This is a genomic window from Teichococcus aestuarii, assembly GCF_042651065.1.
Lineage (GTDB): Bacteria > Pseudomonadota > Alphaproteobacteria > Acetobacterales > Acetobacteraceae > Pseudoroseomonas > Pseudoroseomonas aestuarii.
This window is the reverse complement of record NZ_JBHSCH010000047.1, coordinates 15,758-39,839: the sequence shown is the minus strand read 5'-3', so window position 1 is coordinate 39,839 and position 24,082 is coordinate 15,758. Positions and strand designations below refer to the sequence as shown.

General features: G+C 67.1%; 27 protein-coding genes and 3 pseudogenes. 11 read left to right on the top strand and 19 right to left on the bottom strand.

The features are described 5' to 3' along the window. The first annotated feature begins 5 nt into the window (after positions 1-5). The 4 genes from ACFOY6_RS16625 to ACFOY6_RS16610 all read left to right on the top strand — a co-directional run bounded on the left by ACFOY6_RS16625 (position 6) and on the right by ACFOY6_RS16610 (position 3,993). Positions 6-743, top strand: coding sequence for a cytochrome c biogenesis CcdA family protein (locus ACFOY6_RS16625; RefSeq protein ID WP_456316942.1), 738 nt, complete (start codon positions 6-8; stop codon positions 741-743). 143 nt (positions 744-886) lie between these two features. Beyond that, on the top strand, positions 887-1,837 hold the full coding sequence (locus ACFOY6_RS16620) for an MBL fold metallo-hydrolase (protein WP_456316825.1): 951 nt from the start codon (positions 887-889) through the stop codon (positions 1,835-1,837). Positions 1,838-2,069: 232 nt separating this feature from the next. Next, positions 2,070-2,708 (top strand): cation diffusion facilitator family transporter, encoded by a 639-nt coding sequence (locus ACFOY6_RS16615; RefSeq protein WP_007002449.1) that lies wholly within the window; start codon positions 2,070-2,072, stop codon positions 2,706-2,708. Positions 2,709-3,015: 307 nt separating this feature from the next. After that, positions 3,016-3,993 (top strand): arsenic resistance protein, encoded by a 978-nt coding sequence (locus ACFOY6_RS16610; protein ID WP_007002448.1) that lies wholly within the window; start codon positions 3,016-3,018, stop codon positions 3,991-3,993. 214 nt (positions 3,994-4,207) lie between these two features. On the opposite strand, the gene ACFOY6_RS16605 is transcribed toward ACFOY6_RS16610, so the two are convergent. Further along, positions 4,208-4,528 carry a mercuric transporter MerT family protein gene (locus tag ACFOY6_RS16605; protein ID WP_007002446.1) on the bottom strand — a complete coding sequence of 107 codons (321 nt, stop codon included), beginning with the start codon at positions 4,526-4,528 and terminating at the stop codon, positions 4,208-4,210. Positions 4,529-4,673: 145 nt separating this feature from the next. Here ACFOY6_RS16605 and ACFOY6_RS16600 point away from each other — a divergent pair, with 145 nt between their 5' ends. Continuing rightward, on the top strand, positions 4,674-5,078 hold the full coding sequence (locus ACFOY6_RS16600; protein ID WP_379640035.1) for a MerR family transcriptional regulator: 405 nt from the start codon (positions 4,674-4,676) through the stop codon (positions 5,076-5,078). Between the two features lie 193 nt (positions 5,079-5,271). Here ACFOY6_RS16600 and ACFOY6_RS16595 read toward each other — a convergent pair whose 3' ends face one another. The 6 genes and pseudogenes from ACFOY6_RS16595 to ACFOY6_RS16570 form a co-directional block, all read right to left on the bottom strand. Further along, entirely contained in the window at positions 5,272-5,844 is a 573-nt protein-coding gene (locus ACFOY6_RS16595; protein ID WP_379640031.1) for a GNAT family N-acetyltransferase, read from the bottom strand. A 33-nt stretch (positions 5,845-5,877) separates the two neighbouring features. Beyond that, positions 5,878-7,107, bottom strand: coding sequence for an MFS transporter (locus ACFOY6_RS16590; RefSeq protein WP_379651693.1), 1,230 nt, complete (start codon positions 7,105-7,107; stop codon positions 5,878-5,880). Then, positions 7,104-8,561 carry an NAD(P)-binding domain-containing protein gene (locus tag ACFOY6_RS16585; RefSeq protein WP_379651692.1) on the bottom strand — a complete coding sequence of 486 codons (1,458 nt, stop codon included), beginning with the start codon at positions 8,559-8,561 and terminating at the stop codon, positions 7,104-7,106. The genes ACFOY6_RS16590 and ACFOY6_RS16585 overlap by 4 nt, the downstream gene beginning before the upstream one ends. A 55-nt stretch (positions 8,562-8,616) precedes the next feature. Then, entirely contained in the window at positions 8,617-8,955 is a 339-nt protein-coding gene (locus ACFOY6_RS16580) for a PadR family transcriptional regulator (RefSeq protein WP_379640005.1), read from the bottom strand. 136 nt (positions 8,956-9,091) lie between these two features. After that, the gene (locus tag ACFOY6_RS16575; RefSeq protein WP_379640003.1) at positions 9,092-9,802 is read right to left on the bottom strand and encodes an IS6 family transposase; all 711 of its coding nucleotides are present in this window, start codon (positions 9,800-9,802) and stop codon (positions 9,092-9,094) included. A 73-nt stretch (positions 9,803-9,875) separates the two neighbouring features. Beyond that, positions 9,876-11,091: pseudogene (locus ACFOY6_RS16570) on the bottom strand (IS110 family RNA-guided transposase); the annotation flags it as partial. Positions 11,092-11,209: 118 nt separating this feature from the next. Between ACFOY6_RS16570 and ACFOY6_RS16565 the strand changes: the two are divergent. Together ACFOY6_RS16565 and ACFOY6_RS16560 are read left to right on the top strand one after the other, a co-directional pair. Then, positions 11,210-11,494 (top strand): annotated as a pseudogene (locus ACFOY6_RS16565) (integrase core domain-containing protein); the annotation flags it as partial. Between the two features lie 451 nt (positions 11,495-11,945). Beyond that, a complete protein-coding gene (locus tag ACFOY6_RS16560) occupies positions 11,946-12,134 on the top strand; it encodes a hypothetical protein (protein ID WP_109518955.1) in 189 nt (62 codons plus the stop codon). A 56-nt stretch (positions 12,135-12,190) separates the two neighbouring features. Here the strand turns inward: ACFOY6_RS16560 and ACFOY6_RS16555 are convergent, their stop codons facing one another. From ACFOY6_RS16555 to ACFOY6_RS16535, 5 genes and pseudogenes are all read right to left on the bottom strand, one after another. Beyond that, on the bottom strand, positions 12,191-12,445 hold the full coding sequence (locus tag ACFOY6_RS16555) for a transposase (protein ID WP_146201983.1): 255 nt from the start codon (positions 12,443-12,445) through the stop codon (positions 12,191-12,193). Between the two features lie 102 nt (positions 12,446-12,547). Then, complete coding sequence (locus ACFOY6_RS16550) at positions 12,548-14,083, bottom strand: integrase catalytic domain-containing protein (protein WP_379651691.1); 1,536 nt, start codon at positions 14,081-14,083, stop codon at positions 12,548-12,550. A 99-nt stretch (positions 14,084-14,182) separates the two neighbouring features. After that, positions 14,183-14,971, bottom strand: a complete 789-nt coding sequence (gene istB, locus ACFOY6_RS16545; protein ID WP_281262120.1) for an IS21-like element helper ATPase IstB — start codon at positions 14,969-14,971, stop codon at positions 14,183-14,185. Further along, positions 14,968-15,324 carry a Mu transposase domain-containing protein gene (locus tag ACFOY6_RS16540; RefSeq protein ID WP_109518958.1) on the bottom strand — a complete coding sequence of 119 codons (357 nt, stop codon included), beginning with the start codon at positions 15,322-15,324 and terminating at the stop codon, positions 14,968-14,970. The genes istB (ACFOY6_RS16545) and ACFOY6_RS16540 overlap by 4 nt, the downstream gene beginning before the upstream one ends. Further along, a pseudogene (locus ACFOY6_RS16535) lies at positions 15,321-15,569 on the bottom strand (transposase); the annotation flags it as partial. The gene ACFOY6_RS16540 and the pseudogene ACFOY6_RS16535, both read right to left, overlap by 4 nt. Before the next feature lie 53 nt (positions 15,570-15,622). Between ACFOY6_RS16535 and ACFOY6_RS16530 the strand changes: the two are divergent. After that, positions 15,623-16,770 (top strand): IS3 family transposase gene (locus ACFOY6_RS16530; protein ID WP_245906663.1). Its coding sequence is split into 2 segments (ribosomal slippage): positions 15,623-15,881 and positions 15,881-16,770, totalling 1,149 coding nucleotides; the frame shifts between segments, so codons are not numbered across the junction. A 90-nt stretch (positions 16,771-16,860) separates the two neighbouring features. On the opposite strand, the gene ACFOY6_RS16525 is transcribed toward ACFOY6_RS16530, so the two are convergent. Then, positions 16,861-16,974 (bottom strand): excalibur calcium-binding domain-containing protein, encoded by a 114-nt coding sequence (locus ACFOY6_RS16525; protein ID WP_219929813.1) that lies wholly within the window; start codon positions 16,972-16,974, stop codon positions 16,861-16,863. Positions 16,975-17,084: 110 nt separating this feature from the next. On the opposite strand from ACFOY6_RS16525, the gene ACFOY6_RS16520 reads away from it, so the two are divergent. Further along, complete coding sequence (locus ACFOY6_RS16520; RefSeq protein WP_379651690.1) at positions 17,085-17,465, top strand: hypothetical protein; 381 nt, start codon at positions 17,085-17,087, stop codon at positions 17,463-17,465. A gap of 216 nt (positions 17,466-17,681) precedes the next feature. On the opposite strand, the gene ACFOY6_RS16515 is transcribed toward ACFOY6_RS16520, so the two are convergent. The 3 genes from ACFOY6_RS16515 to ACFOY6_RS16505 form a co-directional block, all read right to left on the bottom strand. After that, positions 17,682-18,407, bottom strand: coding sequence for an HAD-IC family P-type ATPase (locus tag ACFOY6_RS16515; protein WP_109518962.1), 726 nt, complete (start codon positions 18,405-18,407; stop codon positions 17,682-17,684). Between the two features lie 237 nt (positions 18,408-18,644). Further along, positions 18,645-18,842 carry a hypothetical protein gene (locus ACFOY6_RS16510; protein ID WP_219929814.1) on the bottom strand — a complete coding sequence of 66 codons (198 nt, stop codon included), beginning with the start codon at positions 18,840-18,842 and terminating at the stop codon, positions 18,645-18,647. A 40-nt stretch (positions 18,843-18,882) separates the two neighbouring features. Then, entirely contained in the window at positions 18,883-19,695 is an 813-nt protein-coding gene (locus ACFOY6_RS16505) for a MauE/DoxX family redox-associated membrane protein (protein WP_379639966.1), read from the bottom strand. 71 nt (positions 19,696-19,766) lie between these two features. Between ACFOY6_RS16505 and ACFOY6_RS16500 the strand changes: the two genes are divergently transcribed. Together ACFOY6_RS16500 and ACFOY6_RS16495 are read left to right on the top strand one after the other, a co-directional pair. After that, a complete protein-coding gene (locus ACFOY6_RS16500) occupies positions 19,767-20,180 on the top strand; it encodes a MerR family transcriptional regulator (protein WP_245906664.1) in 414 nt (137 codons plus the stop codon). 120 nt (positions 20,181-20,300) lie between these two features. Next, positions 20,301-21,103 (top strand): IS5 family transposase gene (locus ACFOY6_RS16495; RefSeq protein ID WP_379639959.1). Its coding sequence is split into 2 segments (ribosomal slippage): positions 20,301-20,631 and positions 20,631-21,103, totalling 804 coding nucleotides; the frame shifts between segments, so codons are not numbered across the junction. Positions 21,104-21,130: 27 nt separating this feature from the next. Here the strand turns inward: ACFOY6_RS16495 and ACFOY6_RS16490 are convergent. From ACFOY6_RS16490 to istA, 3 genes are all read right to left on the bottom strand, one after another. After that, positions 21,131-21,868 carry an IS701 family transposase gene (locus ACFOY6_RS16490; protein ID WP_456316830.1) on the bottom strand — a complete coding sequence of 246 codons (738 nt, stop codon included), beginning with the start codon at positions 21,866-21,868 and terminating at the stop codon, positions 21,131-21,133. Positions 21,869-21,945: 77 nt separating this feature from the next. Further along, entirely contained in the window at positions 21,946-22,791 is an 846-nt protein-coding gene (gene istB, locus ACFOY6_RS16485) for an IS21-like element helper ATPase IstB (protein ID WP_281262132.1), read from the bottom strand. Between the two features lie 14 nt (positions 22,792-22,805). Continuing rightward, positions 22,806-24,068, bottom strand: a complete 1,263-nt coding sequence (gene istA / locus ACFOY6_RS16480) for an IS21 family transposase (protein ID WP_109519408.1) — start codon at positions 24,066-24,068, stop codon at positions 22,806-22,808. Positions 24,069-24,082: the final 14 nt, after the last annotated feature.

The following is a 24,082-nucleotide window of genomic DNA, read 5'->3' as shown; positions in this document are numbered from 1 at the left end:
CCGCCGTGAACCCGCTCCTCCAGATGTCCGGCCTCCTGACGGCCTTCCTAGCCGGGATGGTCTCGTTCCTCTCGCCCTGCGTGCTGCCGCTGGTGCCCGGCTACGTCTCCTATGTTGCCGGTCGCTCGGTTGCCGCCGAGCGCGCGACGCCCGGTCGCCTCGCCACGGTCGGCCTCGGCCTCTGCTTCGTCCTGGGCTTCGCGACCGTCTTCGTGGCGATGGGCGCGGGCGCCTCGGCGCTCAGCCAGGCCCTGCTGCGCTACCGTTACGAGGCCGGGATCGTGGGCGGCGTGGTGGTCATTCTGTTCGGCCTCATGACCGCGGGCGTCCTGCGGCTGATGCCGCTGCAACGCGACCTCCGCTTCATGCCGACCCTCAGCGGCGGCACGCCGCTCTCCGCCTACGTGCTCGGGCTGGCCTTCGCCTTCGGCTGGACGCCCTGCATCGGGCCGGTGCTCGGCGCCATCCTGGCGCTGACCGCCACCAGCGAGATCAGCCACCTCGGCATCGTGCTCCTGGCCGCCTACGCGGCCGGGCTGGGCGTGCCCTTCCTGCTGGTGGCCGCCTTCGCCGACGCCTTTCTACGCGGCCCGTTCCGCAGCCTGCGACGCGTCGGGCGCGTTCTTCAGATCGTGGCGGGTGGCATCATGGTGGCGATGGGGGTGGCAATGATTACCGGCCACCTGACTGACTTCGCCATCCTGATGCTCCAACTCTTCCCCTGGCTCGGGAGCATCGGATGAGCGGCGCCGCGGATTCTAAGAAGCGCGCCTAATACGCCGTCAGCCACACCGCGAAGCATGCAACTCCGCCCGGCTGGGTTTAGCGCTCCTCGGCCCTCGCCGGGTGCGCCCTTGCCGAAAGACATCGTGCTCGGTGTCCCAAGGTGGCCACCATCGCGGCTTCCGCGACACCGCGCAAAAACAGGGAGAACAGAATGCCGTCTCAGCCGATCGTACGGGGCTTTTACGATGATCAGACCGGAAGCGTCTCCTACGTCGTGGCGGATCCGCAAACAAAGAAATGCGCGGTTATCGATCCCTTGTTAAGCTTCGACCGCAATTCATGCAGCCTTGCGACCCAGCCAGCCGACGAGATTGCCACCCATATCCGGGAGCGCGGACTGATCCCGGAATGGGTGCTCGACACCCACCCGCATGCTGACCACCTTTCTGCCGTCGCCTACCTGGGCGAGCGCCTTGGCGTGCCAACAGGCATTGGCGAACAGACCCTCGCAGTTCAGGCGATCTGGTCGGACATCTATAACATCCCCGATCTCGAGGTCGGTGGCCGCGACTATTGGGACCACATGTTTGCAGATGGTCACTGCTTCAATCTTGGCGCCTTGGAAGTGAGGGTGATTTTTTCCCCAGGCCACACCGCGGCCTCGGTCACCTACGTCGTTGGCGACGCCGCGTTCGTGCATGACACCCTCTTCATGCCGGATGCGGGCACGGCACGAGCCGACTTCCCTGGTGGTAACGCGCGGGCCTTGTACCGCAGCATCCAGAGCATCCTCGCGTTGCCACCGACGACACGCCTCTTCACCGGCCACGATTACCGTCCGGGCGGGCGCGAACCGCGTTGGGAGTCCACCGTAGCGGAGCAGCGGGCAACCAACATTCACCTACGGGACAGCGGCGGAGAGGACGGGTTCGTTCGGCTGCGGGAGGAACGTGATCGAACGCTTCCTCTGCCAGCGATGATGCTCTTTGCATTGCAAGTGAACCTCCGCGGCGGACGTCTGCCGAAGCCGGAAGCGAATGGCACCTCATACCTGAAGCTGCCGATTGACCGCTTTCGAACGAGCGCTGCCAGGGCGATGGACGCAGAATGATCGGCCGGTTTTGGACGGCCTCTCCGAAGCGGCCAGCGATCCCAGCATTGAGCTCACGGTCATCTTGGGCCGTGCATCTGGGTGGCGGTGCTGAGGTCTTTCCAATGTACGAAAGGCGCCCGTCACCTCGTAGCACGCGACATCTTGATGGCCATGGGCGCCGCGCCGGTCCGCTATTTCAGATCCGGCACCCCCTGAACGTATCGGTACGGTCTTGGCTCGGGAGCATCGGATGAGCGACGACGACGACCTGCCCAAGGACCTCGCCCACATCACGCCCGCCTACCGCCGGGCGCTCTGGATCGTGGTCGGCCTCAATGTCGGTTATGGCCTGGTGGAGATGGTCGGCGGCTTCATCTCCGGCAGCCAGGCGCTCAAGGCGGACGCCCTCGACTTCCTCGGCGATGGCCTAATCAGCTTCCTTGGCCTGCTGGCGATCGGCTGGAGCCTCGCCTGGCGTGCCCGCTCCGCCCTCATTCAGGGCCTGTTTCTTGCCGTGCTTGGCGTGGGCGTGCTCGCCACCACCGGCTATCGGGTGCTGGTGCTGAACCAGCCCGAGGCCGAGCTCATGGGCCTCTTCGGCGCCGTCGCGCTGGTGGTGAACGTGGCCTCCGCAGCGGTCCTCATGCCGCACCGCGAGGGCGACGCCAACGTCCGGGCCGTCTGGCTGTTCAGTCGCAACGATGCCATCGGCAACCTGGCCGTGGTGGTCGCGGCGGGCCTGGTCTGGTGGACCGAAACTGCGTGGCCAGACCTCGCCGTGGCGTTCGTCATCGCCGGGCTGTTCCTGCAATCCGCCTGGGCAATCATCCGTGATGCTCGTAGCGACCTTGATAAGGCAGGCCAGGGAGAACAGCAGTCCGACCGATAGCCGCCATCAACTTATCAGCTTGCCTGCTTGGTGGTGCATGCAACAGGCATGATGATAACGGCGCTGCCCATCGTTGCTGCCCTTGGCAGGAGCAGCAGGTGGGCAGGCGCCACAGCGAGGGCGCGGCTTCCTGGGGTATGGCACGGCGGCTTGCGCCGGGGCCCGGCCAGCCGGTGCACCTTCCTGGAAGACCTTTCCGTTCCGGTCCTTGCAAAGCGGGCTGCCTGCTGCGGCTGGCGAGCCTAACCACGTCACCACACCCGCGGCGTGACATCGGTTGCCCGCTCACCACGGAGGAGCCGACAACTTGGCCATCACCCGCACCGGCCTGGAAGAGAACCAAGTCGCCATCTACTTCGCCGCCGTCGTGGCGGGCGCGATCGCGGCCGTCGCCGCGCCCGGCGCGGCGTGGGGGGCGGTCATCAACCCCGCCCTCGCGGCCCTGCTGTACGTGACCTTCCTCCAGGTGCCGCTGGCGGACCTGCGAAGGAGCCTGGCCAACGGGCGCTTCCTGCTGACGCTGCTGGCGGTGAACTTCGTTGCCGCGCCCCTGGTGGCGTTCGCCCTGGCTTCCATGCTGCCCGGCGAGCAATGGGTGCTGCGCCTGGGTGTCCTGATGGTGCTGCTGGCGCCCTGCATCGACTACGTGGTCGTGTTCACCCACCTCGGCCGCGGGGACGCCCGCCTCATCCTGGCGGCGACGCCGGTGCTGCTGGTGGCGCAGATGCTGCTGCTCCCCGTCTACCTCGGCCTATTCATCGGCGAGCGGGCCATGGCGATGATGCAGCCCGGTCCCTTCATCGAAGCCTTCGTCTGGCTGATCGCCGTGCCCCTGGCTCTCGCCGCGGCCACTCAGGCGTGGGCGGCGCGCTTCGGCGCCGGGAAGGCGGTCGCGGACGCCATGGGATGGCTGCCCGTTCCCCTGATGGCCGTGGTGCTGTTGGTGGTCATCGCGGCCGTTGCCCCGAACGTGGCGGCCCAGGCAGGCTCCGTCGCCATGCTGGTGCCGGTCTACGTCGCTTTCGCCGCGCTGATGCCGGTCGTAGGTAGCGTCATCTCCAGGTATGCAGGCCTGGAGGCGGGCGCGGCGAGGGCGGTCACCTTCAGCGGCGGCACCCGGAACTCCCTGGTCGTCCTGCCGCTGGCCTTCGCTATCCCGGAAGCCGGTGCGCTGCTGCCTGCCGCGGTGGTGACGCAGACGCTCGTCGAACTCGTCGCCATGCTGGTCTACATCCGCTGGGTGCCGAGGCTGGTGCCCGCCAACCCCGGCCTTGCTGCGGAGTGACGGTCATCCCGCCGTTGCCGACCACGCGGGGAAAGGGTCAGCCAGCCGCTGGCGGCGGATCTTCCGCGTGGCAACAACCCTTCCCGTCCACCTGGACAGGCGGGCACGGCACCGTGCCGTAGGAGCAGAACACACGGCATCGGTCGGCATTGTCTCGGTTCTCGCCGTGCCGCAGTGCGGGCAGGTGATTGTCGACTCCAGGATCATCGGGTCCTCACACGTACGCATAACCGAGCACCAACAGGATGATCCCGACCGCCAAACCTGCCGGAACGACAAGCCGGAGGGCTGGGTTGGGGGAGCAGGCGGAGCCCGGCTCGCAGGCAACCGCTGCCCGCTGGCGCCAGAGCAGGACCGCTCCGCCAGCCAGGCACGCGGCTGCGGCGGCGAGCAGGATCGTGCGGTACGGCCCCAGAAGGACCGCCAGCCCGAAGAGCCAAGCGCTTCCCAGCCCGAGGGAGCCAAGAAGCATCGGCAGCGCACAGCAGGAGGCCGCACCGAAGGCTGCGGCGATGCCCGTCGTCGTCAGCACCATCGCACCGGCTTCCTGGACCGCCCCATGTGCCGGGGTAGCATTCACTTGGGTGTCGGACACGGTCGGCCTCCTTGTCTCAGCTATGCAGCCTACCTACCGTCTGTAGCGACTACAGACTCAAGTCCTTTCTGAGGAGGCGCATGGGATGGGGCAGAGCGGCGTTGCCATCGGTGAACTCTCGCGGCGGACGGGCTGCAACATCGAGACGATCCGCTATTACGAGCGGATTGGCTTGCTTCCAATACCGGCCCGCCGGGGGCGCTACCGCCTCTTCGGTGAGGAGGACATCAGGCGGCTGAGGTTCGTGCGGCGCGCGCGGGAGCTTGGCTTCACCCTGAACGAGGTGGGCGCGCTCCTCGAACTTGGTGCAGGCGCCTGCATCGAGGTCCATGGCATCGCCGCAGCACACCTCGCGGATGTCCGCTCCCGAATTGCCGACCTCCAGGCGATGGAGCGTGTACTGGATGGTGCCGTGCAGCAATGTCAATCCGGGGAGCAGGCCACATGCCCACTGATTGAGACCTTGTCGGGAACAGCGGCCACTACCTAGGCGCAGCGCAAGGAGGGCCATGGGCTAGCAGTCGATTGCTGTGAGTGGTCGTGGCGGCCATTGCGTCGGGCATAGCGGCCAAATCGGCAGCGTCGCCAAGCTGATCTGCATTTGCTGATGCGGAGGCTGGTTCCCACCATGCCGAGTACCGCCTTCGCCAGTTTGCTGGCGAAGGATGTCAGGGGGAAGGCCCTTACTCCACCTCGGGTGCCGTCTCGTCACCGTCCCCCAAAGCCAACTGCATCAGCACAGTATCCAGCCATCGCCCGTGCTTGCGGCCAACCGAGCGCAAGGTGCCGATCGGCTGAAATCCGAACGCCTTGTGCAGGCGGATGGACGCCTCGTTCGCGCTGTCGCCGATGACGGCCACCATCTGCCGGTAGCCGAGTGCGGCGCACTCCTGGATGAGGGCCTCGAGCAGGCGGCGGCCGATGCCGCGCCCTCGGGCCTCCTCACTGATGTAGACCGAGTTCTCGAGTGTATTCCGGTAGGCGGGCCTGGGCCGATAGGCGCCCGCGTAGGCGTAGCCGAGCACGCGACAATCGGTGTCCTCGGCCACCAGGTAGGGCAGCCCGCGTTCGGTGATGGCGATGCGTCGCTGCCGCATATCTTCGGCCGTCGGTGCCTCTGTCTCGAAGGTGGCGGTGCCATGGAGCACGTGGTGCCGATAGATGGTGGCAACAGCGTCCATGTCGGCCTCTCTGGCAGGCCGGATGGTCACCTCGGCGGGCTGATTGGTGAGGTCGGTTGTGATCAGTTCAGGCACGGGAACCTCGTTTTCTTGGATGGAGGATGACTGTCAGGAACGCCGGAGCGCATTGGGCACGAGTGCCAGCACCATCAGGATGTTCAGCATCGCTGCCCCGCACAGGATAGCCAGCGTCGCCTGCGTGCCGAAGCTGTCCAGCAGCCAGGCGCCGAGAAAGGGCGAGGCTGCCTGCGCGATGAGGGTCGGCATGGCGATGCGGCCCATCAGCACGGCGTAGCCCTCCTTGCCGAACAGGGCCAAGGGCACCGTGTCGCGGGCGATGGAGCGGACGCCACTGCCCATGCCGTACATGACGATGCCTGCGGCCACGACGCCGGGCGCACCCACCAGCATGCCCAGGCCAACCGCCACCAGCACCGCCGAGGCCAGCAGGCTCCAGATCGGGTGCGCCTTCTTGCCGAAGAGCATCTCCAGCACGCGGGCACCAACCTGCGCCGGGCCGATTAGCGTGCCCAGGGCGACGGCCGCCGCCAGGGCCAGCCCTTGCGACTGGAGCAGGGTTAGCAGATGGACGGAGATGACGGTCATGATGACCGCCGCCAGGGTAAAGCCCGCCGCCAGCATGATGAAGGCATAGCGCTGGCCCGCCTGCACATGGCTTGGCGCCGAAGCAACCTTGGCGGCCGTGGGTGCTGCGGTGGGCTTGGCGGCTTCACGCGGCACCCCGAACAGGTAAAGGGGCAGCACCACCGCAAGGTGGATGGCGGCATAGGTCAGGCAGGTGCCGCGCCAGCCCAGGTTGTCAACCAGGAAGGCGCTGAGCGGCCAGCAGACCGTGCTGGCGAAGCCGCCGAACAGGGTGACGTGGGTGATGGCCGAGCGCGCCTGCTCGCCGTAGAGCCGCCCCAGTGTCGAGAAGGTCGGATCGTACAGCCCGGCGCCCATGGCCACCCCGAGGACGATCCAGGCCAGCACGAAGACCGGCAGGCTGGGCGCCAGCCCGAGCAGCAGCAGGCCAGCGGAGAAGAGGACGGCGCTGGCCGCCAGCAGCGGGCGGCCAGCGCGCCGGTCAATCAGGTGCCCGATGCGCGGGGACGGCAAGCCGGAGACCAGCATGCCGATGGACAGGGCACCCATGATCGAGGTCAGTGGCCAGCCCGTGTCCGAGGCGATCGGCCCGGCGAGAACGGCCAGCAGGTAGTAGGAGGAACCCCAGGCGAGGATCTGGGCTATGCCGATGGCGGACACGACGATCAGCCTGGAACGGCTGCTGGCCGGATCCGCCAGGGCAGCCTGAGCCGGAAGGGCGACCTGGCTCATTCGCCAGGCTCTGCCGGGACGGCATCCCTCTGGACCACCCACCCGCAGCGCGGCGCGTCCTCAGCCAGTTCGGGCTTCGGCGCGCAGCAGGCGCCCTGAGGTGTCGCGGGCGTGCAGCAGGCCGCCTCGGCCTCCAGGTCGCCGGGAACCTCGCGGCTGGAGCTGCAGACACCGGTCTGCGGCAGGTCCAGCTCGACACGGCGTGCCGCGTCCAGATCGCCCGCGAGGAAGGCGGCGATGGAGCGCACCTGTTCGTAGCCGGTCGCCAGCAGGAAGGTCGGTGCCCGGCCGTAGCTGGTCATCCCGGCAAGAAAAAACCCGTTGTCCGGCTGCTGGAGTTCGAAGGCGCCATGCGGCCGGACGGTGCCGCAGGAGTGCAGGTTGGGGTCGATCAGCGGCGCCAGCAGGCGGGGGCATTCGAGGGCGGGGTCGAGGTCGAGCCGGACCTCGCCGAGGATGCCGAGGTCGGGACGCAGGCCGGTGGCCACCACCATCTCGTCGGCGTCCGCCGTCCAGCCCTCCAGGCTCATGACCTGCAGGGAACCATCGGCGCCCCGGCGGACTTCGTCCACCGAGAAGGGCGCGAGGAGCTTCACGGCACCAATCTCCACGAGGCGCCGCAGCCGCTGGCCCAGGTCGCCGCGCTTCGGCAGCTGGTCGGCCGCACCGCCACCGTAGGCCCGCGTCAGGTCCGCGCTGCGGACCGCCCACAGGACGGTGGTGCCCGGCGCCTGCCCGGCCAGGACGGCGAGGTCGATCAGGGTGCCTACGGCCGAATGGCCGGAGCCGACGACAAGGATTCGTCGTCCGGCGTAGCGGCCGCGCTCGGCGCCCAGCACGTCCGGCATGCCGTAGCGGATGCGGTCGACCTCCTGCCGCTCGCCGATGGCGGGGAGGCCGGAGGCGCCCGCGGGGTTCGGATGCCCCCAGGTGCCAGTGGCGACGATCACCGCCCGCGCCAGCATCCGGCCCTCCTGGCCATCGGCCTGGAACCTGACCTCGAAGGGCTGCTGCTCGAGACCGACGTCACGCACCTTGCCAGCGCGCGACCGCGCGACGCCGGTCACCCGGGTGTTCAGGCGCAGGGTGGCGGCGATTTCCGGCAGAGCGGCCAGAGGCGCCAGGTAGTCTTCGACGAGCGCGCGGCCGGTCGGGAAGGCTTCGGCATCCGGAGCCTTCCATCCGTGCCGCTCCAGGAGTGCGCGGCAGGCGCGGTCCACATTGTACCGCCAGGGCGAGAAGGCGTGGACGTGGCCCCAGTCCAACGGCGCCGTGCCGACCGACAGCCCGGCCTCGAACACCACCGGCTGCAGACCGTGCTCCAGCAGGTGTGCCGCAGCGGCGAGGCCGACCGGCCCGCCACCGATGATGGCGACGGGCAGGGAATTAGGAGCGGGTCGGCCCTCAGAGGCCCTGTTCTGAGGGCCGGGCTTGGCGGAGCAGCAGGCGCTCATCTGGAGTTCCCCTTCCATATGCCTCGGTGGACGATGTATTTGGTCAAGCCGAAAGTCAGCATCGGCAGTTGCCCTTGGCCTTGCTGCGGGCCGCCGCGGCGCGGCCGGTCTCTATCAGGGTGGCCGTGGCGTCCATCCAGGCTTCCAGGCCGACCTTGAAGGCGTCCCGCCCCTTGTCGGTCAGGGTGTAGACCTTCCGCTCGCGGCCGGAGACGACCTCGGACTCCGAGGTCACGTAGCCGCCCTGCTCGAACTCGCGCAGCGTCGGGTAGAGGGCGCCCTCGGAGGGCGAGCAGCAGCCGTTGGTGGTCCGCTCGACGGCGCGCGCGATGTCGTAGCCGTGCGCCGGGCCATCGTGCAGCACCTGCAGGACGAAGAAGCGGCTGAGCGCCATTTTGATGGTCCCGGCCCAGTAGGCGCGATCGGTGAAGTCCGGAGCGGGACGAGAGACGGCGCGGAGGGCAGGTTCCTTGGACAGGTTGTGTTGCAAATTTTGTGGCACGTCGCAGATGGCTTGGAGAGCAGGTAGATCAGGCAGCACCCTGGAACAGCTCGGCGATGAAGGTGGCCTGAGCCCGCATGTCCTGTCCGCCGATATCCCGAAGTTGCCCCTTCCTGATCATCGCCATCGCCTCGTAACCCGCCAGTGTTCGTCGTGCGGTTTGGAAACTGCCGAAGCCGAGCCCAGACCTGATCAGACGCTTCACGCGTCGATGGTCTTGTTCGACGATGTTGTTGAGGTACTTGCGCTGCCGTAGCCGCGAAAAGCGCCAGAGCTCGCCGGCTCGCTTCATGTCTGCCACGGCACGCGGATAGGCCGGGTTCTTGTCCACTGTGATCGTACGCGGGTTCACGGTATGCGGCTGGGCCAGCGCCCTGCGGAAGAAACGCTTCGCGGCCTCCGCGTGCCGCCTGGCCGAGAGCAGGAAATCGATAGTCTGGCCGAGGCTGTCGACAGCCCGGTACAGGTACATCCAGCGGCCTTTCACCTTCACATACGTCTCATCCACCCGCCAAGACCCATTGCTCGGCCGCAGGTTCGGCCGGATCCGCTTCTCGATCTCCGGTGCGTAGGTCTGGGTCCAGCGGAAGAGGGTGGTGTGCGCGACATCCACACCACGGTCAGCCAGCATCAGCTCGAGATCGCGATAGCTCACCGGGAACATCAGGTACCAGCGAACCGCCCAGAGGATCACCTCGGCGGTGAACTGCCGCCCCTTGAAGGACTGGTCCGGCCTCACCGAGGCCATTCGCCGCCGTCTCGCCATGCCAAGGTTTGTACCTGCTCGGGGAGGCTCGGCAAACTTGCAACGGAACCATCGCGTGAACCACGCGGGCCATTTTGGCGGTGATGGCAGTGAACGCCTTGCGCCGGAGGTCCGGATCCTCCCGGTCCTTGGCGACGTAGCGCTCGAACTTGGCGCGGAAGCTGTTCTCCCGCTGACGGATGGCCACCTGGGCGGCCATCCAGAGCGTCCGGCGCAGGCGGGCATTGCCGCGCTTGGACAGCCTGGTCTTGCCGCGGAACTGGCCAGACTGGTGGGTGGCGAGGTCGAGGCCGCAGAACTTCAGGAACTGGCGGTGATGACCAAAGCGGCGCAGGTCACCTGCCTCGGCCAGGATGGCAAGCGCGTTGATTGGCCCGATGCCCGGGACCTGCTGCAGGCGGCGGAAGTCGGCGTGCTCGCCCAGCAGCTCGCCCGCGAGCCGCTCAATGATGTCGCGCTGCGCGATCAGGTGCCGTGCCTCGGCGATGACGAGCCGGAACATGGTGACCGCAGGCGCCTCGGGCGGGATCGGCAAGGCGATGGAAGGCCGGGCGGTGTCGTAGATGTCGCCGAGCAGGCGCGCTTGGCGACCTTGCGGCCGGCGAGATCCCAGGCCGCCGCGACGAAGGCTTCCTTGCTGAGGGCGGTGATGCTGCTTGGCTGAGGGCGGTGATGCTGCTTGGCACGGGGAAGCGCTCGAGGAGGGCGAAGAACCAGTCGCTGCGGGTGTTGTTCCGGAAGCGGTCAACCTCGGGGAAGTACAAAGGCAGGTAGTGGGTTTGGATGCGGTGCAGCGTCTCGGTCTTGGCCTTGGACACCACCTCATGGGTCAGGGACAGCTCCTGGATGTCGTTGATCCCGTGCTCCAGCGGGTCATGGTAGGGCTTGGCCGCGCCGATCCGCAGCATGTGCAGGATGACCCGGGCGTCCTTGGGATCGTTCTTGTCCCAGCCGTTGTGCAGGGCCTCCCTCGTGCGGGCCAGGGCCACGGAGGAGATCAGCCGGACGTCGAAGCCGGCCTGCACCAGCCGCCAGGCGAGCGGGCGGTGGTAGTGGCCGGTTGGCTCCAGCCCCACCATGATCGGACGCTCCAGCGCATGGAGCTCGGCCACCAGCCGGTCGTGCTCGGCACGGGTGTTGGTCACCGTCATCCTCCGGCGCCGCCGGGCCTCAGGCACCTCGATCAGCACCTCGTTCCTGAGCTTGGCGATATCGATGGCGACAAGGACAGCGGCAGGGGGTGTAGGCTGGAACGTGGTCATGGCCGGTCGGCTCCTTTCCGTGTGGCTGGACACCATCACTGTGGAGGCTTGCTGACCGGCCGTGGCCGTCTTTGAACCGGATCATGCCCAATCCGGTTCAACCTTCCCGATGTGCTACGGCCCGGAGTTCGTGTCGAAGGCGCTGGACCGCTGGGCCTATAAGCGCGGCGTGATGCTGGACTTCTCCCGACTGGGCAAGCCAATCGACAACGGCTTTGTGGAAAGCTTCAACGGCCGCCTCCGCGACGAATGCCTGGACACGCATTGGTTCTTGTCGCTGGAGGATGCCAGGAGCAAGATCGAGGCCTGGAGACGGGACTACAATGCGTGCCATCCTCACAGTGCCCTGGGGCACCTGACGCCCCAGGAATTTGCTGCCAAAGCAGCCCGTAAGGGCTGCTGATGAAGCCGGAAAGCTCTCCCTGCCGACGGATCAGTTTCAAGGCTACGGTCAAACTGCGGCATTTGGCACGGATTACGGTCCGTGCACCGGCGCTTTCGTCCGCTCCGCATGGATCGAGCACCTTTCGCATCTTCCGCCAAACGGCTTACGACATAATTTGTCGCAAGCCAGCGAAAGAGCCGCAATGTTCGTTGTCTAAATCTGAAAACGCAGGAGCACGAGGTTAGTTAGGCCGACCGTGCATCATCCATCAGATTTGGGAGTTCCCATGCCGTTTTCTAAGATTTTTTCTCTTGGTCTGGGTGTTCTTCTCCTGGCGGGTCCCGCGTTCGCGCACGAAGGTGCGGGGACGTCGGAGAACCCTACTCGCTTTAGCATTGCGGCGAGCCGGGGAGAGGTTGGAGCTGGTGCTCCGGGAAACAGCCGCTCCGCCGAGGGCAATCCTCTGAACGTGCCCATCGAGATCAGCAAGCGAACCTTGCCGCCGCTCGAGGAGAGCATCGCGCTCATGAACAACGCGCCGAGCAGCGACGCCAATCAGCTGAGCTACGACGGTCATCCTTGGAGCCATCACTTGTCCCAGCTGCAGATCCGCCCCGACGGCGGCTCTCAGGTTCCAGCTGGCGCGCTCGGCGGCTGAGCAACTCCCCCGTTAGCACAGTTGCGTTCTATAATGATCTTGCTTTGTTGAAAGGCTCATGCGGTTGCGGCGAGGAGCATGAGGTTGTGGGTAAGGACACGCAGGATGAGTTCACGCCGCTGAGCCTGATGTCCTCGCGCGGTCAGCGCTGAGCCGAGGCAACGCTTGTGCTGGCTAAAGCCACTCTCGATGTGCCCGCGCTGATGATAAAGCACCCGAGGAAAGCGTTGCCGGAGCGCTCGCCTATAGGGCGTCTTCGGCCAGCGCCGTCCGGTGTTGCGGTGGTTCAGGGCAATGATATCAAGCGACATCTGAAACCCATCCATCGTGTTGCCTCACGACGGGATGTTACCGGAGCTTTTTGTGTCGCCGCCAGCCCACGCAGCAGCATCAGCCGCCATGATGCCGGGCACCTAGGTTGTCCCATGTGGCAGCAGACCCAATAGGATCTCCCGTGCCATCGTCAGGCGCTGCACTTTCATGAACCGCTGCACCGTGCGCAGGTGATCCGCCGTGAACCGGTCTGGATACAATGCTCGCAGCTGGTCCAGCGCAGCCACAGCCGTCAACGCAGGCTTCGCTTCCAGCCATATCAGCAGGTGGTCGCGCACCGCATCCAGCATCGATGGCCGCACGATCGGCTTGATCCGCACGTAGCGGCGCCGATGCGTAGGCCGTTGTTCCCCGGCTTCCCACGCCACCTTCAGGCTTGCCGTGAACAGTGCCAAATCCAGTGGCGCCGGTGTCTCCGCCCGGCCAGCCTTTATGCCGCGCGCGTCCACACGTTTGCCCAACTCCACCTGTGCGGCACGGATCCCAGCTAGCAGCAGCACCGGGTCAGCGTCAGCCAGCATACCACGCAGCTGCACCTTGTCGGCCTCCGACACTGAGGCATGTGCCAGCGTCCGCATCACCGGCGGCTCCGGGGCGTGGTAGTGCTTGATCACCCGGGCGCCTTCCCGGCGCTTTTCCCTTAGCTTGAACGAGGGCTGGAACAGGTTGCCGTGTAAACGCGCCGACGCGTACAGTCGCCCCAGGCTTTCTCCAGCCAGCACGCCCTCGAACCGGCCATACCCGACTAGGCGACGGACGATCGCACCGTTCTTCTGCTCCACCCATGCCTGATCATTTTTGCGATACGCGCGTGAGCGCGTCACTTCCAGCCCCTCCGCCCGGCACCAGCCTACGACCAGGTCGTTCATGAACAGGCTGTCGTTGTCGAAATCCACCCCCCGCAGCGGAAATGGAAACAGCTCCCGCGCCCGGCCAAGTGCATGCACCACCATCTCGGCCTCGCGTATCACGATCGGGATGCACTCCGTCCACCCGGTCGCCACGTCCGTCAGCACCATCGTCTGCACGAACCCCCCAGAGACCGTTGTGCCGCCGTGCGCCACGAAATCCACTTCGACCCAGCCCGGGATGGGGTTGCTCCAGTCATTGAACGTCCGGATCGGCACGCTGCGTCGCACTGCTGAGCCGAACCCTGCCGGCCGACGACGCCCACTGCCCGCCACCAGGCGCACCCCGGCAAGCAGTCGGTCGATCGTTGCGGCACTCACCTCCAGCAGTTTTGCCCGGCTGGTCTCGTCCAGCATCACCTGGCCATGCCGTTCCAGCGCTGGCAGCAGCACAGCGATCATCGGCTGCAGACGCTTCGAACAAACCCGGTCAGCGACTTCCCAGAGTTGGATCAGCGCATCGCGGATTTCGGGACCATAGCGGCAGCGTTGGGATCGCGCCTGATCTCGGTTATCGCCATGCAACGCGTCCATTTCCCGGGTGCCCCAACCCGATAGCAACCGGATCGCATGCTTGCGATGGTAGCCTGTCACCGCCGCAAACTCGTCCAGGATGCGCGAACGCTCCAACCGCGTCGCACCTCCGTACCGCGTGCTCACCGCCGCCAGAAGCTCAGTCCGTCCTGCCATGCTGATCCGCCGTGCCATCCCGTTGCTTCCCGAGCCTCGTCCGCCGGTAGCAAACCACCTGAGGCAACGACGTGAGCCGGTAACAATCAACGTGCGGCAATGCGGCCACCTCGGTTTCTATGACGCCCCGACGGATGCCGGGGCGGGTGTTGCCTTGAACAGCCCCAAGCGTCGCTTCTCGCGCAGCCGGTAGCTGTCGCCGCGGATGGTCAGCACGTGGCTGTGGTGCATCAGGCGGTCCAGGATGGCGGTGGCCACGACCTCGTCGCCCAGCACCGTGCCCCAGTCACCGACCGCGCGGTTGGCGGTGATCAGGATGCTGCCCCGCTCGTAGCGGCGGCTGACGAGCTGGAACAGCAGGTGCGCCGCCGCGGGCTCGAACGGCAGGTAGCCAAACTCGTCCACGATCAACAGCTTAGGCTTGGCCAGCTGCGCCAGGCGTTGCTCCAGCTTTCCCTCCGCGTGCCCGCCCACCAGTGTCGTCACCAGCGCCGTCGCCGGGGCGAACAGCACCGAGTGGCCGTGCCGGATCGCCTCACGCCCCAGCGCGATCGCCAGATGCGTCTTGCCCACGCCGGGCGGCCCCTGGATCAGCAGCGCATCGCCGTTGGCCACCCAGCGGCAGGCCGCCAGGTCGCGCACCTGCCGGGCGTCCAGCGAGGGCTGCGCGGCAAAGTCGAACCCCTCCAGCGTGCACTGATGCGGGAACTTCGCGAGGCTGGTGCCCATCTGGATACGCCGCTCCTCGCGGTGCGACACCTCAGCCCGGCACAGCAGCGCCAGCGTCTCGCGCAGCGACAGCTCGCCCTGCGCGGCCTCGTCCAGCAACCCGTCGAGCCGGTCGCGCAGCGCTGTCAGTTTCAGCCGCGCCAGCATCTCCGGCAGCGCATCCCCGTCGGCGCTCACCAGCCGCCTCCCGCAACCTGCTCATACTCGGCAAGCGGCCGCAGCAGATCGGCAGCAGGCTGTGTCCCGGCTGGCGCGGCCTCGGGGAGGCTGCCCTGCTCCGGGCCTCGCTGGTCGGGCACGATGCCCAGGAGGTGAGCCCGCTCGACAGCACGCTCGCGGCGGCCCAGCCGCTGGTCATGGCAGGCCACCTCGCCCCCGGCATGGTGGATGCGCACCAAGCCATCGCCAACCCGGATCGTGACCGTGGCCCCGATCAGCCGCCACGGCACGCTGTAGTGGTTGGTGTCGACTGTCAACGCTGCTCGAATTGTGGTTCTCCCGCACTTCCCGTGCTGCTGGATGAGGGTCATGCCGCCTGCAGAACACGGGCGCGGAGCAGCTCAAAGCCCGCACGGCCGTACATGGTGCGCTTGATCATCTTGAGCCGGTTGATCTGCCCCTCGACGGGGCTGGTGGACCAAGGCAGCTCCAGTGCCGCCCGTACCGCAGCGATGTCCTTGCGCAGATCGGCGACAAACCTCGCGAGGGCACTGGTGGCAGCCTCGTCCAGTGCTTCCTCGAGCCTGGCATCCTCTTTCCGCCGCAGCAGGCGGGCAATGGACTTGCTTCGGGGAAGTGGAGAGGTTCCGATGATGCAAGAGGAGCTCCATGAAGCAGCGCCGGTTTACGAAGGAATTTGAGGACGAGGCGGTACGCCTGGTTTGGACAAGCGGTCGTGCCCAGCGGGAGATCGCGGAGGATCTTGGGGTTGGTCTTTCGACGCTGGTCCGCTGGATCGGCAGGAGCCGGGACCGGCAGATCGATGAGCCGGACCGCTCTGGGCAGGAAGACGTCGTGGCCGAGCTGAAGCGGCTGCGTCGGGAGAATGAAATCCTTCGCCAGGAAAGAGAGATCCTCAAGCGTGCTACAGCTTTTTTCGCTCGGGAGGGAAGTCGGTGAGGTTTGCGCTCATCGATAAAGCGAAAGAAGAGTTCCCCGTGCACCGTCTCTGCCACGTTCTTGGCGTCAGCCAGAGCGGCTACTTTGCCTGGAGGGGCCGCCCGGCCTGTCGCCGCCAGCACGATGACATGGTCCTCCTGGCCCATGTTCGATCGGCGTTCGCGCTATCGAACAGCACCTACGGCAGCCCGCGGATGACGCGGGAGCTGCAGGACCACGGCTTGGCTGTCGGACGCCGCAGGACGAGCCGCCTGATGCGGAAGAAGGGCCTCCGTGCCCGGCAAAAGCGGCAGTTCAAGCGGACTACCGACAGCCATCATGCCTGGCCGATCGCGCCCAACCTGCTGGATCAGGACTTCTCGGCGGAGGGTCCCAACCAGAAGTGGGGCAGCGACATTTCCTATATCTGGACCCGCGAAGGCTGGCTGTATCTGGCCGTGGTCATCGACCTGTTCGCCCGCCGTGTGGTCGGCTGGGCCGTGGCGGACCGGCTGCATCGGGAGCTGGCGATGGCTGCCCTGCGCAGGGCCCTCATCATGCGCCGTCCGACCCCAGGGCTGATCCATCATGCGGACCGTGGAAGCCAATATTGCTCCGCCGACTACCAGGCGGAACTCCGAAAGCACGGCATCCTGATCTCGATGTCGGGCAAGGGGAATTGCTACGATAACGCCATGGTCGAGACGTTTTTCAAAACGCTGAAGTCGGAACTCATCTGGCGCACCATGTTCGAAACCCGCCAGGAGGCCGGGCAGGCCATCGGCCGCTACATCGACGGCTTCTATAACCCCATCCGGCGCCACTCCGCGCTCGACTTCACAAGCCCAGCCCAATTCGAAAAAATGGCTGGTAGCTAACCCAATGCCTCTCCACTAAAGCGGGACAAGTCCAGCCTGCATGGCACTCCACCAGACGCCCCGCCAGAGGAGCGGGCGACGCCGGCAGGCTCAGCGGCAGAGCCGCTCGCATGGCACGCCGTCCCGGTCGCCATCCAGCCGGGTCATCCCGCACTGGCGGACGTGGAACTGCGCCTCGGCGCAGCTCAGCAGCTTCAGTGCCACCAGCTTCCTGACCCTCGCGCATCGGCCCCGAGGCTGGACAGTGCAGCGCTGGTCCGGGCAGCCTGACGCGATCCGGTCCGCCATTCCGGCGCCCCCGCGCGGAGGACATGATGCGCCCATCCCCACTCTTGCCGCCCTGCCCCCTCTCGGCCGCGGAACGCGCCCTCATCCGCGGCGAGTTCGGCCCCCGCTTCGGGCAGAACCCTCTGCTGGCCGCGGGTATCTTCCTGCGCCGCTGGCGTAGTGGACCGCAGGCCGGGCAGCCTAAGATCCCGGCGGCGATGCAGAGCCTGCTCGACCGCGGGATGGTGGAGATCCGCACCACCGAGGTGCACCCCCGCGCCGTCTTCACCGCCGCCGGGCTGGAGGTACTGCGGCGGCTCGCCCATCAGCCGAGGCTGCTCGATCCGGTGCGCTTCCGCCATCTCCGGGTTGAACTCGGGCTGGAGGCGGCGGAGCCGTGCGGCCCAACCCCGCTTGTCCCAGCCTGAACGTGGCCGGGTGTGTGCAGGAAGCCCAGCCTGGATTACGGCCAGACGGTATTATCCACAGCCTTGTCCGCAGCCCTGTCCCCGCGATCTGGGGATAAGTGGTCCCCCCCAGGAGCCGGCCTGGGGGGGAGCAATGGCGGCGGCGCCGAGCACGCAAGTGACGGCGCGGCGTGTGACCGTGAGCAAGGGCATGGGCGTCTCCTTCGGTTGGCGCGTTCAGTTGGCGCGTTGGGGCGACGCGAGGGCCGGTCGCGTGGCGGGCGCTGTCCCGGCGCCGTGTCGCGTATCGCTGCCGCTGTCTACCGATGGCCGCCAGGCGAGCAGCCGCAGCGCGTTTAGCGTCACCAATACCGTTGCTCCGGTGTCGGCAAGGATGGCGAGCCAGAGCCCCGTGGTGCCGGTGATCGTGGTCACCAGGAAGACGAGCTTCAGCCCGACCGCGACCGCCATGTTCTGCTTCACGTTGGTCAGGGTGGCGCGAGAGAGCTCGACGAGGTCGGCCACGCCCGAAACCCGCTCCCGCAGGAGCGCGGCATCTGCCGCCTCGAGCGCCACCTCCGTCCCGCTGCCCATCGCGACGCCGGCTGTCGCGGCGGCCAGCGCCGGGGCGTCGTTGATGCCGTCGCCGACCATAACCACCGGACCGCGTTCCTTCAGCGCCGCGATCTCGCGCAGCTTGTCGGCGGGCAGCAAGCTGGCCTTCACCTCCACCCCCAGCGCGCCCCCGATTGCGGCGCCGGTGCGCGGGTTGTCGCCGGTGAGCATCACCGCCTCGACGCCGAGGCGCCGCAGCCGGGCCACCCCCTCCGCCGCATCCGGGCGAGGCTCGTCGCGCAGGGCGAGCAGGCCGAGCGCGGCCCGGCTGACGGTGACCACCGCGACAGTCTTGCCCGCCTCCTCAAGCCGAACCCGCGCTGCCTCCAGAGCGGGCGGCAGCGTCACGCCGCCGCGGCGGCTTCAACAGAAGCGCGGTTTTGCAAGGTTTTGGTCCGATCCTGACCGGGGCTTTGCAATCGCGGATACTTCCCCAGATCGGAAAACTAAGGAAAACCGCGGGCTTCAGCGTTGTTCACGGCTGACTGCGTAACCCGTCTTTTCGGTGAGCGAAGACGAAACAATTAGCCGCTCGTCCGGCAGGTCGGCATCACAGGGCAAGCCATAAGGGGATGCGTTCTCGACCTAGACCAGACCATTGCCATGCAGGACCAGCGTCGCCGCTGAGACGCCTAGCTCGCGCTGGATGCTCGGCAGGGCGATGTTCGCGATGGTGTCGTCCAGGACGAGCATGAGCTGCGCCGTGGCGATGACGAGGAGGGACAGGCCGAGCCCGCGGCCGCCCGGGGAGGTCCCGGGCTGGCCCATCTGCACGGAAGACATGATAAATCCTTGAAGGCTAGGTGGGGTGCGGAGCGCCGGGTTACATCGCGTGTCCGGCGCCGACCGGCAGGCCCAACGCGGCGAGCGCCATCCACACCGCCATGGCGACCATCATCAGGTTCTCGGTCAGCGAGACGAACCCGAGGGGGACGTTGCTCGACCCGCCGACGCAGGCGCACTTGAGCTCGCGCCGGTCGATGTAGACGGCCTTGAACACCGAGGCCGCGCCGACAGTGCCGATGAAGAGGGCGATCGGTACCGACAACCAGGTGAGCGCACCCGCGACCATCAGCACGCCCGCCAGCCCTTCAGCGAAGGGATAGATGTAGCTGTAGGGCACCCACCGCTTGGCCAGCAGGTCGTAGTTCAGGAACATGGTGGCGAAGCCCTCGACGTTCTGGAGCTTCAGCAGCGCCAGCACGACCATCGAGAAGCCGATGAACCACTCCGCCGCGCGGACGGTGAACACATTCCCTGTCACGGCGTAGCTCGCCGCCATCGCCGTCAGGGCGGTCATGGCGAACAGCGCGACCACCGGGCGGTAGCTCGTCGCCTTTGGATCCACGACGGGCTTGCCGAGGAAGCGGCGCAGGTCATCGTAGCCGCCGACGCGCTCGCCGCCGATGAAGACCTGGGGCGTCGTTGCGACCCCATGTTCCGCCTTGAAGGCGTCGGTCTGCTCGTGCGTGGTGAGGTGGTGGTCCTCGACCTCGTAGCCGGAGCGTTCCAGCAGGTCCTTGGCCTTGAGGCCGTAGGGGCAGGTGTGGTGCGGCATCACCATGCGGTGGATGACCACCTTCTTCGCCGTCGCAGGGCGGCTCGACGCAGGGGAAAGGACGGTTATGGCCGACATGTTCGGTTTCCTTGAAATCCGGTCGGCGCGAATATAGGTTCCGTACCATGGTACGGAGTCAAGGGACTTGGTTGCCGCCCGTCAGCGAGCCCCAAGGGGCCAAGTCGCTGACCATCGGCGAGCTTGCCGCCGCCGGAGGCGTAGGCGTCGAAACGATCCGCTTCTACCAGCGCAGAGACCTGCTCAGGACACCTGCGCGAGGGGGCGGGATCCGGCACTACGACCGGGCGGACGTGCGCCGCCTGCGGTTCATCAGGCAGGCACAGGCGGCGGGGTTCACGCTGGAGGAGATCAGGGAGCTGCTGGAGCTGGACGCCGGCGAGGACCGCAGCCGTGCCCGCGAGCTTGCGAAGGCCCGCATCGAGGCGCTGGACGCCAAGATCGCTGATCTCCAGCGTGCCCAAGACGCCCTCCGACGACTAGCGCGAGAGTGCGCTGAGGGAAGCGCCGGGCCCTGCCCCATCCTAAGTTCCTTCGATGTCTGACGCGGGCAGAGCGTCCATGTGGGTCCTGCTGGCTGTTCCAGTATCAAGCCCACAGCTTCTCAAACTAACAGCGCCTTTCAAAACCTGGAAAAGCTGTAGGGCTGCGCCGATCTGAAGGGCATGGCGAAGCCCCTGATCCCGGACGAACTCTGGTTGGTCATTGAGCCGCTGTTGCCGCCCGAGCGGCCCAAACCGAAGGGCGGACGGCCGGTTGTACCGCCCCGTGCCGCCTTGAGCGGCATCCTCTTCGTGCTGCGCTCCAGCATTCCGTGGGAGATGCTGCCGCGGGAGATGGACTGCGGATCCGGCGTCACCTGCTGGCGGCGACTGCGGGACTGGCAGGAAGCCGGCGTGTGGGACCGGCTGCACCGGGAGTTGCTGCGGCGCCTGCGCCAAGCCGACCGCATCGACTGGACCCGTGCCTGCGTGGACAGCGCGTCCATCGCGGCGAAAAGGGGGGTGCCGGAACCGGGCCGAACCCGACGGACCGCGGCAAGGCGGGCATCAAGCGGCACCTCGTCACCGACCGACGCGGCACCCCGCTCGCCTTCCTGCTGAGCGGCGCCAACACCCACGACAGCAAGCCCTTCGAGGACCTGCTCGACGCCGTGCAACCTGTTGCAGGAAAACCCGGGCGACCCCGCCGCAGGCCGGACAAGTTGCACGCCGACAAGGCCTATGATCATCGCCGCTGCCGCCGCGCTTGCCTCCGGCGCGGGATCAAACATCGGATCGCACGCCGTGGCATTGAAAGCAGCCAGAGGCTGGGCAAGCATCGGTGGGTCATCGAGCGCACATTCGCATGGATCAACCGCTTCCGCCGCCTCGCCATGCGCTACGAGCGCAGGCTCGATATACACCATGCCCTCACCGCGCTCGCCTGTTCCCTCATCTGCCTCAACGCGCTTCAGGGGCGGTTTTGAAAGGCGCTGTAAGCTCGACTTTGGCCATCAAGCGGCATGGCAGATGGCGTAAGCCAGGGCGCGTTGAAGTGCTGGGCGGGGTTTCGTGACATGGCGGTTTCGTTGCGACGTGAGCAAACCCTGCTCTCGCCAGATATGATGTCGCACGGCGGCGAGGGTGTCGCTGAAGGTTGGACGTGGTTTGCGGTACGAGGCACTGCTGGCCGCGGCTTCTCGCTCCGCAGGCTTGAGCCGGGCGGCCAAAAGGGTAACGAGGGAGAACAGCGCGAGCAGGCATGGGGTGGTGCGGGCGATGGCGAGGTCCGACCACTGGCGCTGGGTTTCGACGCCGAGGTGGGCGCGGGTCTCCTGGAACGTGACTTCCAGCTGCCAGCGCTGGACGAACCAGCCCAGGATCTGTTCCGGCGCGCGGTGGAGGTCGGTGCACAGCAAGGCCTGCGGGGTGAACCGCTGCCGGGGATCGCGGATCAGCACCCAGCGGATCGGCACGACGGGCATGCCGCCACGACGCCAGACGGCAGTCGCGGTGCAGATTTCGACCTCGCGCTCGCCCTCGCCGTACCAGCCCGGAACCGTTACCAGTTGCCAGCACGTGTGGGTGCTCCTCAGCACCTCGGACAAGTCCGGGAGCCGGGCGCCTTTGGTGCGCGGGCGACCGTTGGTCCCGGGCAGCCGGGGCGGTGCCGGGTCGTATAGCGCCGCGTCGAGGCGCAAGCGCGTGATGCTGGTGACCTTGTGGCGGTTCAGGGCGGCCAGCAGCTCCAGGGCGGCAAAGCTGTCAACGCCGCCTGAATCATCCTCAGAAGTGCCGAGGTAAAATTCCCCAGTTTGGGTTTTGGGGATCAGCCGTTGCTGGGATCGGCACCTCTTGGCTTGGGCGGCCTTCCGCGGCGTCGTGGCGGAGCCTGCGCGAGGGTGGCGGCGGCAGGGCGCAGGCTCTCCGGCACCAGGTCGGCATGCTGGCGCAGGCGGTAGCTGGAGCCCTCGATCGACACGACCACGGCGTGGTGCAGCAGCCGGTCCAGCAGCGCGGTGGCCACCACCGGATCACCGAACACTTCGCCCCATTCGGCAAAGCCGCGGTTGGAGGTCAGGATCATGGCGCCGCGCTCGTAGCGGGCGTTGACCAGCTGAAAGAACAGGTTCCCGCTGCCGCTGCTGATCGGCAGGTAGCCGATCTCGTCCACGATCAGCAGTGATGCGCGGCAGAGAAAGCGGATCCGCTCCCGCAGGGATCCCTCCCGTTCGGCCCGACCCAGCGAGGCGACGATGTCGGCCAGCGTCGCGAAGTAGACACTGTGGCCGGCCCGCACTGCCTCAACGCCAAGCGCAATGGCCAGGTGGCTCTTACCCGTACCCGGTGGCCCGAGCAGGTGCACCACCTCATGGCGGGTGATGAAGTCGAGCTGCGCCAGCGCCAGAATGCGGTGCCGGTCCAGCGAGGGCTGGAACGCGAAGTCAAACGCCGAGAGCGTCTTGATGGTGCCGAGGCGTGCCATCTGCAGGGCCGCCTTGATCCGCCGGCTCTCGCGCAACGTCAGTTCCTCGGCGAGCAGCGCCTCAAGTGCCTCCAGGGCGCCGACCTCGCCACGCTCGATCTGGCGCATCATATGGTCGAGCATCTCCAGGGCGCGGGGCATGCGCAGGCCAACCAGATGACGGCGCAGCCGCTCCAGGGTCGGGGGCACGGAGAGGTCCTCCCTCATTTCCGCAGGCCCTGGCTGGCCAGGCGCTGTCCGACGGCCGCGTAGAACTCGAGGGAGCGGCGGGAGACCACCTCGCCCGAGTGGGCCGGCAGGAGAAACTCCTCGCGCGGTGTGGTGCTGTTGGCCGGAGACCGTTGGCGGCGATGTCCGCTGGCGATCCGCCGCTGGCCACGCCCCTCCAGCACCGGATGGCTGGCGACGAGGCGCCCCGCCTCGAAGATCTGCACCGCGTCGGCCAGCCGGTGCACCTCCACCGGCCGCCGGCGGGTGCTGTCCGGCACGCTGTAGAGGTTGCCATCCACCGAAACCATGCCGTCGCGTGTGATCCGGCGCTCCAGGCGCAGCGTCGCCTGGAAAGGCCCTGCCGGCAACGGCTGCAGGTGCGGCCGCTCCTCGGCGAAGTGCGCGGCGACCACCCGGCGCGTGGTCGCATGCACCCGGGCGTTGGCGACCTCGTCCAGCCACTGCTGCAGCTGGGCATTCAGGTCGTCGAGATTGCGGAAGCTCCGCGCCAGGAAGAAGTCCTCGCGGACATAGCGGAACGGCCGCTCGACCTTGCCCTTGCTCTGCGGCCGGTAAGGGCGACAGGCCTTGGGCAGGAAGCCGTAATGGTCAGCACAGGCCAGCAGGGTGCGGTTGTAGGCGATACCCTCCGCCGCATCCTCGCCGGTGACGGCCGTGCGCATGCGGTCGTAGAGGATCTCCGTCGGCACCCCGCCCATGGCCTCAAAGGCGGCCAGGTGGCAGCGCAGCACCGTCGGCAGGTCCTGCTGCAGCACAAAGCGGGCCCAGAGCCAGCGGCTGTGCCCCAGCACCAGGGAGAACAGCCAGACGATGCGCACCACGCCGGGCTCGTCCGTGAATTCGGTGCGGAACTGCGCAAAATCAACCTGGGCCTGCCGGCCGGGCGGTGTCTCGAACCGCTGCTCAAAGCCGGGATCCGTGACCGGACGGATATCGCGCAGCAGGTCGGTCAGCCGCGTATAGCCACCCGTGTAGCCCCGCTCACGCAGCTCGCGATGCAGACGGCGGCCTGTGAGGTCCGGGAAGGCCGCCACCCGCTCCCGCAGGTAGGGCACAAACGGGTCCAACAGCATCGTCCGCGGTGCCCGGGGGCCATAGGCCGGCGGCTCCAGCCCACGCGCGATGTGCTTGCGCACCGTCTTGCGATCAAAGCCTGTCCGCCGAGCGATGGCGGATACCGACAGGCCCTGCCGGTGCAGGTCCAGAAGCATGATGATGTCTCCCAGTCTGACCACCGGCGCCGCCTCCC

Bases quoted from the DNA above. Each gene is read 5' to 3' on its own strand.
- ACFOY6_RS16615 (WP_007002449.1), top strand. From the start codon at position 2,070: ATGAGCGACGACGACGACCTGCCCAAGGACCTCGCCCACATCACGCCC.
- ACFOY6_RS16605 (WP_007002446.1), bottom strand. From the start codon at position 4,528: ATGGTGCTGACGACGACGGGCATCGCCGCAGCCTTCGGTGCGGCCTCC.
- ACFOY6_RS16600 (WP_379640035.1), top strand. From the start codon at position 4,674: ATGGGGCAGAGCGGCGTTGCCATCGGTGAACTCTCGCGGCGGACGGGC.
- ACFOY6_RS16590 (WP_379651693.1), bottom strand. From the start codon at position 7,107: ATGAGCCAGGTCGCCCTTCCGGCTCAGGCTGCCCTGGCGGATCCGGCC.
- ACFOY6_RS16585 (WP_379651692.1), bottom strand. From the start codon at position 8,561: ATGAGCGCCTGCTGCTCCGCCAAGCCCGGCCCTCAGAACAGGGCCTCT.
- ACFOY6_RS16580 (WP_379640005.1), bottom strand. From the start codon at position 8,955: ATGGCGCTCAGCCGCTTCTTCGTCCTGCAGGTGCTGCACGATGGCCCG.
- ACFOY6_RS16555 (WP_146201983.1), bottom strand. From the start codon at position 12,445: ATGTCGCTTGATATCATTGCCCTGAACCACCGCAACACCGGACGGCGC.
- ACFOY6_RS16550 (WP_379651691.1), bottom strand. From the start codon at position 14,083: ATGGCACGGCGGATCAGCATGGCAGGACGGACTGAGCTTCTGGCGGCG.
- ACFOY6_RS16540 (WP_109518958.1), bottom strand. From the start codon at position 15,324: ATGACCCTCATCCAGCAGCACGGGAAGTGCGGGAGAACCACAATTCGA.
- ACFOY6_RS16520 (WP_379651690.1), top strand. From the start codon at position 17,085: ATGCGCCCATCCCCACTCTTGCCGCCCTGCCCCCTCTCGGCCGCGGAA.
- ACFOY6_RS16510 (WP_219929814.1), bottom strand. From the start codon at position 18,842: ATGTCTTCCGTGCAGATGGGCCAGCCCGGGACCTCCCCGGGCGGCCGC.
- ACFOY6_RS16505 (WP_379639966.1), bottom strand. From the start codon at position 19,695: ATGTCGGCCATAACCGTCCTTTCCCCTGCGTCGAGCCGCCCTGCGACG.